This window comes from Psychrobacter alimentarius, from assembly GCF_001606025.1.
GTDB lineage: Bacteria > Pseudomonadota > Gammaproteobacteria > Pseudomonadales > Moraxellaceae > Psychrobacter > Psychrobacter alimentarius.
Map to the genome: position 1 here is coordinate 2,255,972 of NZ_CP014945.1, position 16,222 is coordinate 2,272,193.

15 protein-coding genes are annotated in these 16,222 nt (G+C 41.4%); 11 read left to right on the forward strand and 4 right to left on the reverse strand.

The genetic code is table 11. From position 1 onward, the window contains the following. Positions 1-81 precede the first annotated feature (81 nt). Together lolD and A3K91_RS09200 are read right to left on the reverse strand one after the other, a co-directional pair. Entirely contained in the window at positions 82-762 is a 681-nt protein-coding gene (lolD, locus tag A3K91_RS09195; protein ID WP_062844981.1) for a lipoprotein-releasing ABC transporter ATP-binding protein LolD, read from the reverse strand. A 137-nt stretch (positions 763-899) separates the two neighbouring features. Next, positions 900-2,135, reverse strand: a complete 1,236-nt coding sequence (locus tag A3K91_RS09200; protein WP_062844982.1) for a lipoprotein-releasing ABC transporter permease subunit — start codon at positions 2,133-2,135, stop codon at positions 900-902. 452 nt (positions 2,136-2,587) lie between these two features. Between A3K91_RS09200 and A3K91_RS09205 the strand changes: the two genes are divergently transcribed. Next, positions 2,588-3,562: a hypothetical protein gene (locus A3K91_RS09205; RefSeq protein WP_062844983.1), complete on the forward strand. Its 975-nt coding sequence runs from the start codon at positions 2,588-2,590 to the stop codon at positions 3,560-3,562. 102 nt (positions 3,563-3,664) lie between these two features. On the opposite strand, the gene A3K91_RS09210 is transcribed toward A3K91_RS09205, so the two are convergent. After that, positions 3,665-4,054, reverse strand: a complete 390-nt coding sequence (locus tag A3K91_RS09210; protein ID WP_062844984.1) for an SCP2 sterol-binding domain-containing protein — start codon at positions 4,052-4,054, stop codon at positions 3,665-3,667. A gap of 841 nt (positions 4,055-4,895) precedes the next feature. Between A3K91_RS09210 and ccoN the strand changes: the two genes are divergently transcribed. From ccoN to A3K91_RS09240, 6 genes are all read left to right on the forward strand, one after another. Continuing rightward, positions 4,896-6,380, forward strand: coding sequence for a cytochrome-c oxidase, cbb3-type subunit I (gene ccoN, locus A3K91_RS09215; RefSeq protein ID WP_062844985.1), 1,485 nt, complete (start codon positions 4,896-4,898; stop codon positions 6,378-6,380). Positions 6,381-6,389: 9 nt separating this feature from the next. Next, positions 6,390-7,028 (forward strand): cytochrome-c oxidase, cbb3-type subunit II, encoded by a 639-nt coding sequence (gene ccoO / locus A3K91_RS09220; protein ID WP_062844986.1) that lies wholly within the window; start codon positions 6,390-6,392, stop codon positions 7,026-7,028. Beyond that, positions 7,028-7,210, forward strand: coding sequence for a CcoQ/FixQ family Cbb3-type cytochrome c oxidase assembly chaperone (locus A3K91_RS09225; RefSeq protein ID WP_062844987.1), 183 nt, complete (start codon positions 7,028-7,030; stop codon positions 7,208-7,210). The genes ccoO and A3K91_RS09225 overlap by 1 nt, the downstream gene beginning before the upstream one ends. Beyond that, entirely contained in the window at positions 7,207-8,376 is a 1,170-nt protein-coding gene (gene ccoP, locus A3K91_RS09230) for a cytochrome-c oxidase, cbb3-type subunit III (RefSeq protein ID WP_062844988.1), read from the forward strand. The genes A3K91_RS09225 and ccoP overlap by 4 nt, the downstream gene beginning before the upstream one ends. 434 nt (positions 8,377-8,810) lie before the next feature. Then, positions 8,811-10,220, forward strand: a complete 1,410-nt coding sequence (gene ccoG / locus A3K91_RS09235; RefSeq protein ID WP_062844989.1) for a cytochrome c oxidase accessory protein CcoG — start codon at positions 8,811-8,813, stop codon at positions 10,218-10,220. 129 nt (positions 10,221-10,349) lie between these two features. After that, the gene (locus A3K91_RS09240; protein WP_062844990.1) at positions 10,350-10,931 is read left to right on the forward strand and encodes a FixH family protein; all 582 of its coding nucleotides are present in this window, start codon (positions 10,350-10,352) and stop codon (positions 10,929-10,931) included. 100 nt (positions 10,932-11,031) lie between these two features. Here the strand turns inward: A3K91_RS09240 and ttcA are convergent, their stop codons facing one another. Next, positions 11,032-12,186, reverse strand: coding sequence for a tRNA 2-thiocytidine(32) synthetase TtcA (ttcA, locus tag A3K91_RS09245; protein ID WP_062844991.1), 1,155 nt, complete (start codon positions 12,184-12,186; stop codon positions 11,032-11,034). 384 nt (positions 12,187-12,570) lie between these two features. Between ttcA and queC the strand changes: the two genes are divergently transcribed. The 4 genes from queC (at position 12,571) to A3K91_RS09265 (ending at position 16,195) form a co-directional block, all read left to right on the forward strand. Further along, the gene (gene queC / locus A3K91_RS09250; protein WP_062844992.1) at positions 12,571-13,350 is read left to right on the forward strand and encodes a 7-cyano-7-deazaguanine synthase QueC; all 780 of its coding nucleotides are present in this window, start codon (positions 12,571-12,573) and stop codon (positions 13,348-13,350) included. Between the two features lie 234 nt (positions 13,351-13,584). Further along, positions 13,585-13,914, forward strand: a complete 330-nt coding sequence (locus A3K91_RS09255; RefSeq protein WP_062844993.1) for a hypothetical protein — start codon at positions 13,585-13,587, stop codon at positions 13,912-13,914. 165 nt (positions 13,915-14,079) lie between these two features. After that, entirely contained in the window at positions 14,080-14,589 is a 510-nt protein-coding gene (locus A3K91_RS09260) for a peroxiredoxin (protein ID WP_062844994.1), read from the forward strand. Positions 14,590-14,701: 112 nt separating this feature from the next. Then, positions 14,702-16,195 carry a dihydrolipoyl dehydrogenase gene (locus A3K91_RS09265; protein WP_062844995.1) on the forward strand — a complete coding sequence of 498 codons (1,494 nt, stop codon included), beginning with the start codon at positions 14,702-14,704 and terminating at the stop codon, positions 16,193-16,195. The last annotated feature ends 27 nt before the right edge of the window (positions 16,196-16,222 follow it).

The window sequence follows — 16,222 nt, forward strand, 5'->3', positions numbered from 1 at the left end:
ATCAGAAATGGCGAGTGACTAATCATTCTTTTATGATGTCTTTTTCTTGTCTTGCTGATTTCACATTGCTGCGTGACAGGTTTAATATTGTTCCCAATGACCATTACGTAGCAAAAGCTGGCGATCTGCCAATGCCGCCAGATTACGGTCATGGGTCACCATGAGTAATGCCGTTTGCATGGTATTTTGCAATTCTGATAACAGCCCAAAAACACTCTGTGCGTTATCATAATCTAAATTACCTGTCGGCTCATCCGCCAAAATAAGCGAGGGCTTGGTCACAAGCGCACGGGCAATGGCAACACGCTGACGTTCGCCCCCCGACAGCTCACCTGGTCGATGTGCCAGTCGATGCTCAAGGCCAACACTCTCTAGGATATCAATTGCCTGTTGACGCGCTTCATTTATCGATACTTTTGGACGCATCAGTAAAGGCATAGCAACGTTTTCAACGGCTGTAAATTCCGCCAGAAGATGGTGAAACTGATAAATGAATCCTAAATACTTGTTACGCATGGCACCACGTTCAGTTTCATTCATACTATTTAGCAATTGCCCATGAAGCCAGACTTCGCCGCTGGTTGGTGTATCAAGACCACCAAGCAAGTGTAGTAAAGTACTTTTACCCGAACCACTGGTACCAACGATAGCAATGCGTTCGCCAGGGTGAACAGTCAAATCAAGACCAGTCAATACTTGCGTACTAACTGCCCCTTCATCGTATATCTTATTGATATCTTTTGCCTCTAAAATGGCAGACATGACGCTTCCTTTATTCTATTCATACTGAGGTTGATGCCTCATCAAGTTTAATTAGCCTCTAGAAACCCAAGCCTCCCTTAAAACATGCTTATATTTTAAGGGACATTATTCATATCTTGGGCTACTAATGTTTCTAATTATTCATAACGTAGGGTTTGTGCTGGCTGGATTCTAGCCGCTCGGCGTGCTGGATAGATGGTTGCTAAGAAGCTTAAGATGAACGAAGCGCCTGTGATCAATACAACATCTAACAAACGTAACTGCGATGGCAAATAGTTAACGAAATAAGCATCAAATAAATTCAGACCAAAAGTCTGATTAATGAAGCCTAAAATATCGCTAACAGTGAGCGCAAATATTACGCCCAATATCGTGCCGGCAATCGTACCAATAACACCAATAACAACCCCTTGCACCATAAAGACCTGCGTAATCAAACGAGGAGATGCGCCAAAAGTTTTTAAAATCGCAATATCTGCTTTTTTATCAGTGACAAGCATGACTAGACTTGACACGATATTGAAGGCTGCAACCAAAATAATTAAGAATAACAGCAGGCCTACCATGGCTTTTTCCATTTGAATGGCGCCAAATAGATTGCCGTGAGTTTGCGTCCAATTATTAGGATATAAGCGTTCAGGCGCGATCGCTGCTGCTTTTTCTGATGCCATTGGCGCATTGAAGATATCATTGAGCTTCATACGCACACCCTGTGCCCCATCAGGAAGGCGTAGTAGTTTTGCAGCATCGTTCATTGGAATGAACGCCATCAAACTATCAACTTCAGGACTGATCGTATAAATACCTGTTAAGGTAAACCGTTTGAAGCGCGGTATAACGCCTGCAGGCGAAGGCGAAGCTTCTGGCAGTACCAGTGTGACTTTATCACCAAGACGTAGCCCTAATGACTGTACCATTTCTTCACCCAGCACAATGCTAAAATCGCCACTTTGTAGGGTATCGATACTGCCTTCAATCATATGATCATTGATGATTGAAACCTTTTTTTCATACTCAGGATCGACACCTGTGACCATGATTCCGGCAACCTGCCCATTTGAGGTCAGCATGCCTTGCAACTGAATAAAGGGAGCTACGGCTGCCACTTCTGGATCTTCTTTGATTTTATCAGCCAATTGCTGCCAATCACCGATGATTTCGGTTGAAACGACAGTTGCTTGCGGCACCATACCCAAGATACGGGTTTTGAGTTCACGATCAAAACCATTCATGACCGACAGCACCGTTATTAATACAGCCACTCCCAGCGTCAAACCAATCATCGAGATGAGCGATATAAAGGAGATAAAACGGTTACTGCGTTCTGCTCGGGTGTATCGTAAGCCAATAAATAACGCTAAAGGACGAAACATATTCAAACTCTTTATCTTATCTACGTGCGACTTTATATATGTTATAAAATGAGCTATATCAAATGCACTATGCGCTTGCATTTGTCATACTCACATATAAATCGAACACAAAAACAGGGTTTAAGGCAGCTCAAGGACAGCTGTCAAAAGGGAGCTAGTTTGACACAATTTGTTGGATATGTGCCACTCATTAGAGAAAATTGAGTATATTTTCTGATAAAAATTTGGGTTTTGTTACTATTTTTAATGAAGGACTTGCTATTACTTGCGTCAATACCTATATATTGTATGCTAAGGACAATTGTCATTAACCATTTATTGCTGTTTGTTGACTCTATGCTGATGATCACATTGCTGACTATCATAAACCAATATCGTTAAGTATTGTATGGTACATACGCAACAGCAGTTTTGGGTTCAAACTTCACGCTGACTTAATTTTGAGTATTTTCATGACTATTAATTACCAATATAAAAATATCCAAACCCCTACCAAAATCACCTTAACCGATGAGCAATCTGCAGGTCACGCTGATCATTGGCGTATCTTAACCGATGACATGAGTCATGACGTGCCAGAATGGCTACAAAAGATGATTGAAAAAGCGGCAATGCCTAAAGGTCTCAATAGCAATGTGAGCGCTCAAGACAGCTGCTTGCTGCTATCTGAAAACCAACCTTGCCATATCAACCAAGTACTGGCGATGAAAAATGGTAAGCCTGAATGCTTTATCAATGCCTACCCTTGTGTCGACAGCCCTTATGGGCTGAACTGTAAAATTGAGCGCGTCATTGCCAATGACAGCTCGCACGATGCCGTTTTACGTTTGCGTACGGCTGATGGCAGTATCATTTATGCCTTTGACCAGCTTTATACAACCAATCGCCATCTTTATCAGCGTGATACGTCTTATTTTGTGAACTTGAGTGCTTGGGCACACGAAATCAAACCAAGCGAACAAAATGAGGTGATTATGGTAGAAGATCAAGAATCGATCCGTTATCACCGTGCGTTTAATGACATCGTGGCGGCCAACGATGGTCAAATTCCGGACGATCTGCAAGCACAGATCAGCGAATGGAAACCTGAGACCGAAGCACAAATGGCACCCGTAGAAATCAACTTGGGTCATATGTGCGCTTATCTATTTGGCGACACCCTAGGACAAGAAGACGAAGCATGGTGTCAAGGTCAAGTACTGGGCAAGCAAAACACGGTATTTAATGACAAATCCATCATTTTATTTGACGTGGTAGTATTGCGTGAACAAGATGCAGATCCATTTGTGATGCGGATTGGCGCACTGAATACACCAGAGACCGCGGCTATTAAAGTTAATGACTATGTACAAGCAAACGTCTGGTTACAAGCGGCTATCTATAAAGAAAATCAACAAAATGCTACCCAGCAATCAAAAGCCAGTTGATTGAGTAAGAAAAATATTTGAGTATATGCTGAATCAATAAAAAAGCCCCTAATATCTATTAGGGGCTTTCTTGTTATAATTTTTAGACTTGTCTAAAAATCACTAAGCCATTGTCGTCGCTGACTTAATACGACTATATAACTCTTTTTGCTCCGCGCTTGGACGCGCTGTCTGTACTGCCATCAATTGTGACATATCGCCTTCGACACGAATCTTGCCACTCATGAATGCACCCATGATTTGATTGGTATCAAAATCAGTGATAATAGATTGTAGAATATCGCGATCAAGCAATAAGGTCGTTGTTGCCGAATCATTCAAACCGCGATGTAATAAGCCATTCGTAAAGTTGGCTTCAATATCTTGCTCAGCGTCAGATACCTTTAGATTGACGATCATATTGGCAAGTGCTGGTGGCAAGTTAAGCTCACCTGCTTCATTCCCCATTTGCTCTACTTGCTCAAACCATTCATTTGTCAAAAATACAGCCATGTTATTTTCCTTAATTGGTATTATGTAGGACTGAGTCGTTTCGCTCTCGTCCGATTAAATATTGAATTATAAAATAGAGCAGATAGTATCGACATAGACAGGCGCTAGCATCACTCTTTTTCTGCCTCATTATAAGGGGCGACTTAATGATAAGTAAAACCTATTTATATCGCTTAGACTGCAATTGTTACAAAAATATTGCTCGTATTTTTGCGCTCACTGAAGCACTCTGTCTATTTTTTAGCACAAACATATCCCTAGAATAGTGATATGTTTGTGTATAAAATGAAGAGACAACCCAGTGGTAACAAGTTGATCGCTAATATTTTTACTAAAGAGTTTGTATTTTGGCGCATAGTCCTAATGATATTTCATTAAGATTGCGTTACAATACCCTTAAACAGAGTCGGGAGTTTTAACTAAATATTACATAAACCTGTTTTTTTGTCAGCCGCCGCTAGCACAAGTCTATTGCCATGTGTTTTCTATGAATATTAGTATCTGTCTTTATTGGTGCAAATTTTTTGATAATAATGAAGATAAATACTTAACCTCATCAGAGGTTTGATGTTAAAAAACGGCGCATCTTCTTATTTAACCTATTAACAATCCTACTATCGATTAGCTATGAGCACTGAGTGTTTCAGTTTTCTCTTCTGATTTATTAGTACTGGCTAATATAAGAGAACGCTTAAAGCGATAGTTAATAGCGTTACGGTAATAAGTGAATCAAAAAGCAGTATATCCCGCAAGCATTATTTGCTTATAAATTTTTATAACGCAGATGATGCGGTGCATTAGTTAATTCTGTTGATAATTCGGGCTGTAAAGGAATCATCCAATGAGTTTACAAAACACAGCAGTCGCCCCAGTGGACCGTGAGTACGAAATTACTGTCATAAGATTTTTTACGACAATGGCCGTGATTTGGGGCATCGTCGGCATGAGTATTGGGGTGTTCATTGCTTCGCAGTTAGTATGGCCAGCACTTAACTTTGATATTCCATGGCTGACCTTTAGTCGTCTAAGACCGCTACATACTAATGCAGTCATTTTTGCGTTCGGTGGTTCTGCCCTGTTCGCAACGTCTTACTATATTGTTCAGCGTACTTGTAAGACAAGATTATTTGCTCCTTATCTGGCTTGGTTTACCTTTTGGGGCTGGCAAGCGGTTATTGTATCAGCCGTTATTACGCTTCCTTTAGGTCTGACTTCGTCTAAAGAATATGCAGAGCTTGAGTGGCCAATCGATATTTTGATTGCCTTGGTATGGATATCTTATGCCATTGTCTTTTTCGGGACTCTCATCAAACGTAAAACCTCACACATTTATGTGGCTAACTGGTTTTTTGCCGCTTTTATTATTACGATTGCACTGCTGCATATCGTGAACAGCATGGCAATTCCTGTTAGTGCGTTTAAGTCTTATTCGTTATTTAGTGGTGCGACCGATGCAATGGTACAGTGGTGGTACGGACATAATGCGGTCGGCTTTTATTTAACGGCTGCCTTCCTTGGGATGATGTATTATTTTGTCCCAGTACAGATTGGTCGTCCTATTTACTCTTATCGTTTGTCTATTGTTCACTTTTGGGCATTGATTGCTTCGTACATGTGGGCAGGTGGTCACCATTTACATTATTCAGCCTTGCCAGATTGGACACAATCACTAGCAATGGTGTTTTCTATTATCCTATTCGCACCTTCTTGGGGCGGTATGATTAATGGTGTATTAACCCTCTCAGGTAGCTGGGATAAGCTGCGTACCGATCCCATCATTCGCTTTATGATCGTGGCATTATCGTTTTACGCGATGTCGACGTTTGAAGGCCCAATGATGTCAATTAAAACGGTCAATGCATTATCACATAACACGGATTGGACGATTGGTCATGTTCACTCAGGTGCACTTGGCTGGGTTGGTATGATTACTATTGGTTCATTATATGTCTTGTTACCACGTATTTATAATAAACCAAAGATGTACTCTATTAGCTTAATTACCACGCATTTTTGGTTGGCAACTGCAGGTACTATCTTCTATATCGTATCTATGTGGATTTCAGGTATTGGTCAAGGCATGATGTGGCTTGCAACGAATCCTGATGGTACTTTGGTATATAGTTTCGTTGATACCGTTGAGTTCTCACATTTTCCATATATGGGTCGTGCTTTTGGTGGCTTCTTATATGTATCGGGTATGTTCGTTATGGCATATAACTGCTATAAAACGCTCAAGATGCCAGAAGGTAAACCTGTGGACATTGCAGATCCAACTGATCATGAACCTAGTGTCGATGAAACCTCGACAGCTGCTAACGTATAAGGAGCGATCATGGCTGGTACACCGCATGAAATTATTGAAAAAAATACAGGCTTGTTGGTCATCGGTATCGTTATTGCTATTAGCTTTGCAACGCTAGTTGAAATCGTGCCGTTGATCTATGACTATAAAGGTCCTGAAGAAGGTGGTGTGAACGCTCCCCTTCCCTCTATGGAGCCTTGGACTGCATTAGAATTTGAAGGTCGTGATATCTATATTCGTGAAGGCTGTCACGTTTGCCATACACAGATGGTTCGTCCACTGCGTGCTGAAGTTGAACGTTATGGACCCTACTCGCGTGCTGCTGAATCAACATGGGACCACCCGTTCTTATGGGGTTCAAAACGTACTGGACCTGATCTAGCACGTGTTGGTGGCCGCTACTCAGAAGACTGGCAGAAACAGCATTTGATTGATCCGCGTTCGCTAGTACCTGAATCAGTCATGCCAGGCTTTCCATGGCTTGCTACCAACGAAGTAAATGGTGCGAACGTTCAAACTAAAATGCGTCTATTCCGCGATCGCTTTGGTGTGCCTTATACTGAAGAAGATATCGAAGGGGCTCCTGATGCTGTTCTTGGCGCCACTGAGCTTGATGCTTTGGTTGCCTATCTACAGCAGCTAGGTACCGCGATGGAAGGACAGCGCTAATGGGTATTGGTGAATTACAAACAATTGCGACCGTTTCTGCCTTTATTGCTTTCGTAGGTATTGCATGGTGGGCGTATTCGCCAAAAAACAAAAAACGTTTCGAAGAAGATGCACAACTTGCGCTTGATGACAAAGATGTAAAAGCTTTGTCTGAAGAGCAGCGCAATAAGGATGAACGATGACATTTTTTTGGAGTTCTTGGATTACCTTACTAAGTTTCGCGTGTTGGGCATTTATCCTCGGCATCTTACTAATGGTATTGAAATACAAGCCAAAGCTAGAAGACGACGGTACAACAGGTCATGCTTATGATGGCATTAAAGAATATGACAAACCCTTACCAAAATGGTGGTTAGTAATATTTTTTGGGTCTATCGCTTGGGGAGTTGTATATTGGGTATTTTTCCCAGCAATGGTTCCAGGAAAATGGGAAGGACTTGCCACCGTAGAAGTTGATGGCGAAACTGTGCCATGGACCTCTAAGAACGAGCTATATAGTGACCTTGAAAGTAACAATAAAGTATTTACTGATAACTTTGAAAAGAACATTTTAGCGCAAGCGGATGCCAGCGGTGCGACGTCTACTTTGACCGAACTTGCTAAGCTACAGTCAGCAAGAAGTCATAGTGAAAACCCACCTGCCGATCTACAGACTAAGATTGATGGAAAAGTAGCAGAACTTGCTCCTTACGTTGAGAAGTTGTCTGAAAATCCAAATGCTTTAAAAGTGGGTAGTCGTTTGTTCTTACAGAACTGCTCAGTATGCCATGGCTCAAATGCTAAAGGCGCAGTTGGCTATCCTAATTTGACGGATAACGACTGGTTGTATGGTGGCGCACCTGAAAATATCTTGACGACACTACATAATGGTCGCGTCGGTGGTATGGCAGCGTGGCGTGATCAAATCGGTGAAGATGGCGTACGTGCGGCAGCTGAATATGTTTTATCTATTTCTGGTAATCAACAAGATTATGAGCTAGATCAAACAATGGTTGCTCAAGGTAAGGCAATATTTAATCAGCCTACCAATTGTGTACTTTGTCACGGTAATGATGCCAAAGGTATGATTTCAACTGGCGCGCCAAACTTAACGGATAAAATTTGGTTATATGGTGGCGACCGTGAGACTATTCGTGAGACCTTACGTTATGGTCGTGCGGGTGTCATGCCTGAGTGGCAAACTAAGTTAGGTAATGAGCGTATTATGCTTCTTGCGGCCTATGTCTATTCTTTATCAGATAAGACCGCTCAACCAGCTGTTGCTAGTACTGCTACTTCTGCTACTCAATCAGCCGTTGCTAATACTGCCGCTCAACCTGCAGCAACTGAAACAGCAACTGCTAATTGATATTTCTGAGTTAGCTTTTTAATTAAAATGGACAAGCTTTAGTAAAGGGAGAACTGTCATAACAGTTCTCCCTTTTTTATCTTTTTATACTAGAAGATTTATTCTCTATAAATTGAAGTCGTAAAATGACTGTCCAATAGGCAGTTATTCTTACATATTGATTGCTTTTTAAGATCATTACCCCATTTAAAGTAGGGATAATGTTAAAATAACGGTATTTTAAATTGTCCTATAAGTTACTGATCTTCATCGTCATTATTGATTTTTATTAAGCCATTCATTCGCAATTGATTTTTAGTAGTGGATTTGGACTGTATTTCTGTTTTATCCGCCGCTTACTGACATGGATAACATCACACATTCATACATCTGATCAGTACAGGTGTTTGTTCATCATGCCAGCAAACTGATTCTTTTTTAAAAGAGGCACGTTTATGTCAGCACAACACTCTAATAAAATTCCTGTGCAACAAGTAGATCTTGATGCAACCAAGCATCGTGTTCACCCTAGGTTTGTTAAAGGTTTTTATCAGAATATTCGGGTTATTACCATGTATGCGCTTTTGGCTGCTTTTTTGCTTTTGCCATGGCTACGTTACAATGATCGGCAAGCAATATGGTTTGATGTGCCTTCACAGCATTACTATATCTTTGGCATGACCTTTTTGACTCAAGACTTTTATTTCATCGCTATATTTGCAATTATTGCAGCCTTTACTTTATTCGTGGTGACCGTTTATGCAGGCCGTGTTTGGTGTGGCTATGCGTGTCCGCAAACGATTTGGACACATCTGTATCAATATGTTGAAAAGTGGGTGATTGGCGATCGCAATAAGAGAATTAAGTTTGATAAAGCACCAATGAGTGCGACAAAAGTTTTTAAGCGCTCTTTGGTATATTTTATCTGGTTTCTGTTTTCAGTGATTACAGCAGCAACCTTTGTCAGCTACGTTGCTGGAACAGATTATCTGTATCAAAGCTGGCAAATGATTGGTGTGGTGCCAATCCCAGATTGGCCGACATGGATCTGGGTTTCGATGTTTATCTTTACGTTTGCAACCTATGCCAACGCTGGCTACATGCGTGAGCAAATGTGTATTCAGATCTGTCCTTATGGGCGCTTCCAAAGTGTGATGTTCGATAAAGACACCTTAGTTGTATCTTATGACTATGAGCGCGGTGAGCCTCGAGGTGCTCGCAAAAAAGGCACAAATCCTGAAGATTTAGGCGACTGTATTGAATGTCAGATGTGTGTTCAGGTCTGTCCAACAGGTATTGATATTCGAGATGGTCTACAAGTTGGGTGTATCCAATGTGCAGCCTGTATTGATGCCTGTAATGAAATTATGGATAAAGTTGGCTATCCCCGTGGACTGATTCGCTATACTACAGAGCGTCAATTGGCGGAAAAAGAACCCAGCCGAGTGTTGCGTCCGCGATTGTTTGCCTATCTGGCACTATTGGGGATATTGTGTGGTGGCATTATCTATGCGCTAACCGATCGTGTTCCATTAGAGATTGATATTCGTCGTGACCGCAATCAGCTGTCCTCTGTAAACACGCAAGGCATGATCGAAAATAGCTATATCGTTAAACTGACTAATAAGACGCAGGATGCTCATAATTATAAAATTACGCTTGCCCCACAAGAGGGTTTGAGTTTAGAGTTACGGTTTAATGATGTACCATTAGAAGCAGGCGAAAGCTTTGATATGCCTGTCAGTATTTATGGTGATCCTGATGTTATTGAATTTGGTCAAACACCCATTACTCTAAATGTGACCAGCGAAGATGGTCAGTACAAAGTCAGCAAACAAAACGTTTTCACCACTCAAGGCCAGTAATTTTAAGATATTAGCTACTTAGGTTCTTATATGTCCTCCATTAATCTAAAATGAATGGAGGACTTATTTATCATTAACTGGCAGCATACTGCCGTCAGATTATCCGTTGATACAGTTAATAGGTATTTTATGTCTACTCCAATATCGAACTTTAAACATCAAGATTCTCAGCCATGGTATAAAAACTACATGGTTGTCATCTTTGTCATTGGCATGCCTGCATTTGTGGTGGTCGCTTGCATTTGGTTTGTTTATTACTCTTACCAGATTCGTGACAGTGTAGTACGTGATGATTGGTATATGGATGGAAAGACTCTTTATCAGGATGTATCACGTGATAAGCTTACGTACGATTTAGACCTGCATGGTAAAATGCAGTTTTCAGACAATGGGAATGTGGTTTTTTATTTGGATTATCCTAAGCAAAGCTTACAATCAGGTAAATTGTTAGATGGGACACCGCTCGTGTATCCAAAAGAGCTGGCGTTGTCTATCTCACATGCCACTGATATCAAAAAAGATCGCGATGTGGTGTTACAGCATGAGGATGGTAATAAATACAGTGCACAAGTAGATATCGATCCTGTCAAAGCCAAATACTACTTACAAGTCAGTCATGATGGTAAGGAAGACTGGCGTATGCAAGATGTGGCCAAACTGCCTCGCTCGGAGGTTAGTTTCAGCCCACTACCTGTTTTTGCAGAAAGCTAATTTTATTTGTCATGCCCAATAGCATCATAAAAACCAGCCATTGCTTATCAATGGCTGGTTTTTTTGTTCTTGAACCTTTTATTACAATGAGAGTGCAATCTTATAGAACAGGATTGATTGTAGGTATTTTTTGCATAGTACGATTGTGCTCTGCTACTTTTTCTGTACCTGTCGAAAGCTGGTCGTTACTGTTGTCACTCGCGAACTTTGGGTTAAAAGTTTGTGTTTTTGGCGACACTGGCAAGCCAATCTCGGCCAAACTATCGGTCTGCCCTGCTTGAATGTTATCACCTTCAAAGACGCGCTCGTTGTCATCACGCTCAAGACTTAATCGCTCGAAGTCAAATAACTCACGGTCCGCGAGCTGAGACGGTGCTACGTTTTGCATGGCTTTAAAAATAGAGGCCAAACGCTGTGGGTGGGCATTGTCCCACTCTCTCAACATGTCATTGATGATGGCACGTTGTAGATTGGTCTGGCTACCACAGAGATTGCAAGGGATGATAGGAAACGCTTTTAAACGCGCATACTCAATGATGTCTTTTTCTTCAACATACGCCAACGGACGGATAAGCAGATTTTGCTTATCATCACTGAGTAGCTTAGGCGGCATCGACTTGAGCGCTCCACCATGAAACAAATTCAAAAAGAAGGTGGCGAGCATATCGTCTCGGTGATGACCCAGTGCAATTTTGGTGGCACCGATTTGTTTGGCAAAACCATACAAAGAGCCGCGACGCAGACGCGAACATGCTGAGCAATAAGTTTTGCCTTCTGGTACCACGCTTTTTACGATGCTATAAGTGTCTTTTTCTAAGATATAGTGGGCAATACCTTGCTCATTTAAATACGCAGGCAAGATATCTTCAGGATATCCAGGTTGTTTTTGGTCAAGATTGACAGCGACGATATCAAAGCTTATTGGTGCAATACGCTTCAACAACAATAAAATATCGAGCAACGTATAACTGTCTTTTCCACCTGAGACACAGACCATCACCACATCGCCATCTTCAATCATATTGAAGTCACGAATTGCCCAAGAGACTTGTCTACGTAGCTTTTTCTGTAACTTACGAAACTGAGCAGATTCAGGAGAGGTTGTCTGCCCTTCTATAAGCGCTTCTTCACTCATATCATCAGCGGCATCATCATAGTCCACGCCCTCATTCTCAATTATTGTGGCATGATTATCTAAGCCGGTATCATCAAGCTCAGGCGTGATCTGTGGCGTAAACAAGGTCGCTGCGGTCATAAATTACTCAATATCTTTACAATGATGGTTTTGCTGTTAGACCATTTGCTAAAAAGCGGGGTCATAGTGCCATTAGCAAAAAGGGATTAGCATGGAGGTTCTGAAAGCAGCGATTATAACAAATATTGTTAATAGTTTGAAAATATGACATTAAATTATGAAGTTAAATACCAAATTGCCTTGGTCGTTTGACCTTTTTATATACAAAATTTTTATGCCTATATAGTGTTTTATTGCTTTATGTTTTCTTTTGAGAGAGTTGACACGGTCAAGACAATCCACGCGCTTTATATTTGATACTGTTTTTATCATAGCCTCATGGTTCTGTAATGAGGGTATTTTTGCTAAAATACCCGTTTTCGTAAACCAATAATAGATACCACTATGACAAACGCTACTACGCAGGACACTTCTATCAATCCAATCTCTGATGCCAACGTATCTGACCTTCATAAGCGTCAGAACGCTGTTGTCCTACTGTCAGGCGGACTTGATTCAGTCACTTGTTTGTATTGGGCTAAGGCGCGTTATGCCTCTGTCACTGCGGTCAGCTTCAATTACGGTCAGCGTCACAATAGCGAGCTTGTAGCAGCAAAGGCCATCGCAGAAGCAGCTGAGGTCAATCATAGAATAATCGATATTGATATTGCTCAGCTGGGTGGCTCTTCATTGACCGACCACAGCATGATCGTACCTGATGGCGATGCCGATAAGTTCCCCAATAAAAAGCACGATGAGATTGATAACGACGCCATACCCAACACTTATGTGCCAGCGCGTAATACCATCTTTTTGTCTTATGCATTGGCAGTTGCCGAAGTGACGGATGCAAATCACATTGTTATCGGGGTCAGTTCAGTCGACTACTCTGGATATCCTGACTGCCGCCCAGAATACATTGCAGCCTTCGAGCACATGGCAAATCTTGCCACCAAAGCTGGGGTCACTGGTCACCACTTGTCTATTCAAACTCCTCTACAGCAGTTGTCAAAAGCTCAAACTATTGAGCTTGGTTTGTCGTTAGGTGTTGATTATGGTCAAACGATTTCTTGTTACCGCGCAGATGCCAGCGGTCTTGCGTGCGGTGTCTGTGACAGCTGTGCATTACGCCGTCAGGGATTCGCCCAAGCAGGCGTTGCCGATCCCACTCACTATCAAGCTTAATAATCATTAGAATAGCGATTATGATTAAACAGTGATAGTAAACACTAGCGAAACATTTACTTGCATTAACACAGCAAGCTGCCGTTGTATTTTAATCGCTATACTTGCTATGGTATGAGCGCTTGCACGTATCAATATTTACTTATCATGCAATGAAGCATTCGCATACGAGTGACCTGACTCTAACTTGAGTACAAGATTTAAGAAATTGACACCACCTTTAAGAGGACGTTTATGAAGTTTTTGCCGATGTTACCCCTAGCCCTAGCAGCGATGTTTGTGATTCCACAAGCAAACGCTGCTGATATTAAACAAAACAATATCAATACTTGCGTTAATGGTGCGGTCAAATACAAAGTCGCTGATAAAGGCAATGCGACTAAATTGTGTAGCTGTACTATCGGCGTTCGAAGCAATATGACTATTGGTCAAATGTGGGAAATCGAAAGCTACGCGCAAGACAAAAAAGACCCTTCAAACTTGCCTTATGTGAAAAAAATGCAAAAAGACTTGCAGCAGTGCACAGTAGGCTTGGATTTAAAAGAGCCACAAAAACCTGCTTAACCCATCATGAGGTTGATATACAAAAGACTGGCTATTGCCAGTCTTTTTTGTTGCCAATACAGAAACAAAGTGTAAAACTCATCATTAATTGCTGCAAATCTGCCTATAATAAGATATCTATAAATATACCAATCACATATAAACAAAACCAATAAGGAATCTACAATGGCAAAGCCAACCACAGAAGACATCACGTTACCAACCTTTCCTGTCACCATGGTAAGAGAATTGGATGGACATTTTATTCATGATGAGATTAGTTTAAAAGAGATGGTCGCCAATACCAATAAAGGCCTTATCCTTTATTTTTATCCCAAAGACAATACGCCAGGCTGTACCACGCAAGCGACAGAATTTACAGCTCAGCTGAACGAGTTTGATGATTTAGGCTACGATATTATTGGCGTATCACGTGACAGCGTAGAATCACACGAAAAATTTATTGCAAAGCAAGATTTACAAATCGCGCTTATCAGCGATACTGATGAAAAGTTATGCCAATACTTTGATGTGATCAAAGAGAAAAACATGTATGGCAATATCACATTAGGGCTGGTACGTTCGGCCTTTGTTTTTAATACCGAAGGTAAGCTCACTCATGCTCAACGAAACCTACGTGCTAAAGGCTACACCGAGCGTTTGCTTGAAACATTGACCACTTCATCACAAAACTAAAACCATACCTGATAAAAAAATTATGAAATGGCTGTGAACAAACGTTATGATAAAAATCTAGGACCAAATAATAAAGACATTCCTTACTAATAAAACATTACTTGAGAATAATATGAATAAACCGTCTAGCGTTTCTGCTGATAATGCCTCATCCAAAGTCACTCGTAAGGTCTCTGTGGCTATTATTGGCGCTGGTACAGCTGGTCAAAATGCCTTTCGCCAAGCCAGTAAAATGTTCGATGATGTCGTCATTATCAATGAAGGATTTTGGACAACCACCTGTATCGCTGTCGGCTGTATGCCTAGTAAGCTACTGATTGCAGCCGCTGATCGTGCCCATGATGCCAACCATTCTACAGAATTTGGTATTCATACCACCACTCAGATAGATGGCAAGCAAGTCATGCAGCGCGTGCGTGATGAGCGCAGTCATTTTGCTAGTTATATCAAAAAACAAGTAGACAGTTGGCCGGATGATAAAAAAATTGCCGGCCATGCTCATATCAACGAGCAGGGTTTGATTGAAGTCAACGACGAATTGATTGAGGCCAGTCAAATTATCGTTGCCACTGGCAGCTCGCCTTTTATTCCAGAGGGTTGGGCCGATAAGCTTGGCGATACACTTCTAACTTCTAATACTGTGTTTGAGCTGGCAGATTTGCCAAAGTCACTGGCAGTAATCGGCGCAGGCTCAATAGGACTTGAACTCGCACAAGCATTCAAACGTTTGGGCGTAGACGTCACTTTATTCAATCGAGAAAAACGCGTTGCTGGTCTTAAAGATGATGACATTAATAACAAAGCCATTGATTGTTTAAGTAGTCAATTGACCATGCATTTGGGCAGTAAAATTAACGAGGTTGGTCATAATACTATTGAAAATGAAGGGACTGCTGCATTTATTGATTATGAAGACAGTGCTGGTGAGTTACAGCAATGGCAAGGTGAATATGTACTGGTCGCAACAGGCCGTCGCAACAACATAAAACAGCTAGGCATTGAACATCTGGGCGTTGAGCTTGATGACAAAAACCGTCCTAAAGATCTGAGCAAAAAAACAGGTCAGATTGGTGATCTGAATGTCTATATCGTTGGTGATGCCAATGCTCATATCCCATTGCTACATGTTGCTAGTGATGAAGGCTATAGTGCGGGCAGTATGGTCTGCAAAAATAATGAAGACGCTTATATTCGCCCTCCTGCGATACCTTTCTCTATCGTTTTTTGCTCTCCACAAATTGTTAACGTTGGCAAATCGCTTCCAGAAATCCAACAAGATCCAGACCTAAAATACGTCGTGGGTAGCGTCAGTTTTGATAATCAAGGTCGTAGTCGTGTCATGGGCGTCAACTGTGGTCTATTGCATATTTACGGCTGTAAAAAAACCGACAGAGTATTAGGGGCGAGCATGGTTGGGCCTGATGCCGAGTACATTGGACATATTTTAGCAACAGCGATTACCAATGATTTGAGTGTCAAAGACCTGTTAAATACGCCTTTTTACCATCCTACGATACTAGAAGGTCTAAGAACCGCATTACAAGATGTCCAGCATAAAATGGAAATTCCCTATCAGTTTCATGACACCCAAGAAAATAACTTTTAATAATAAGGTTAGCCATAAGAGAAACGA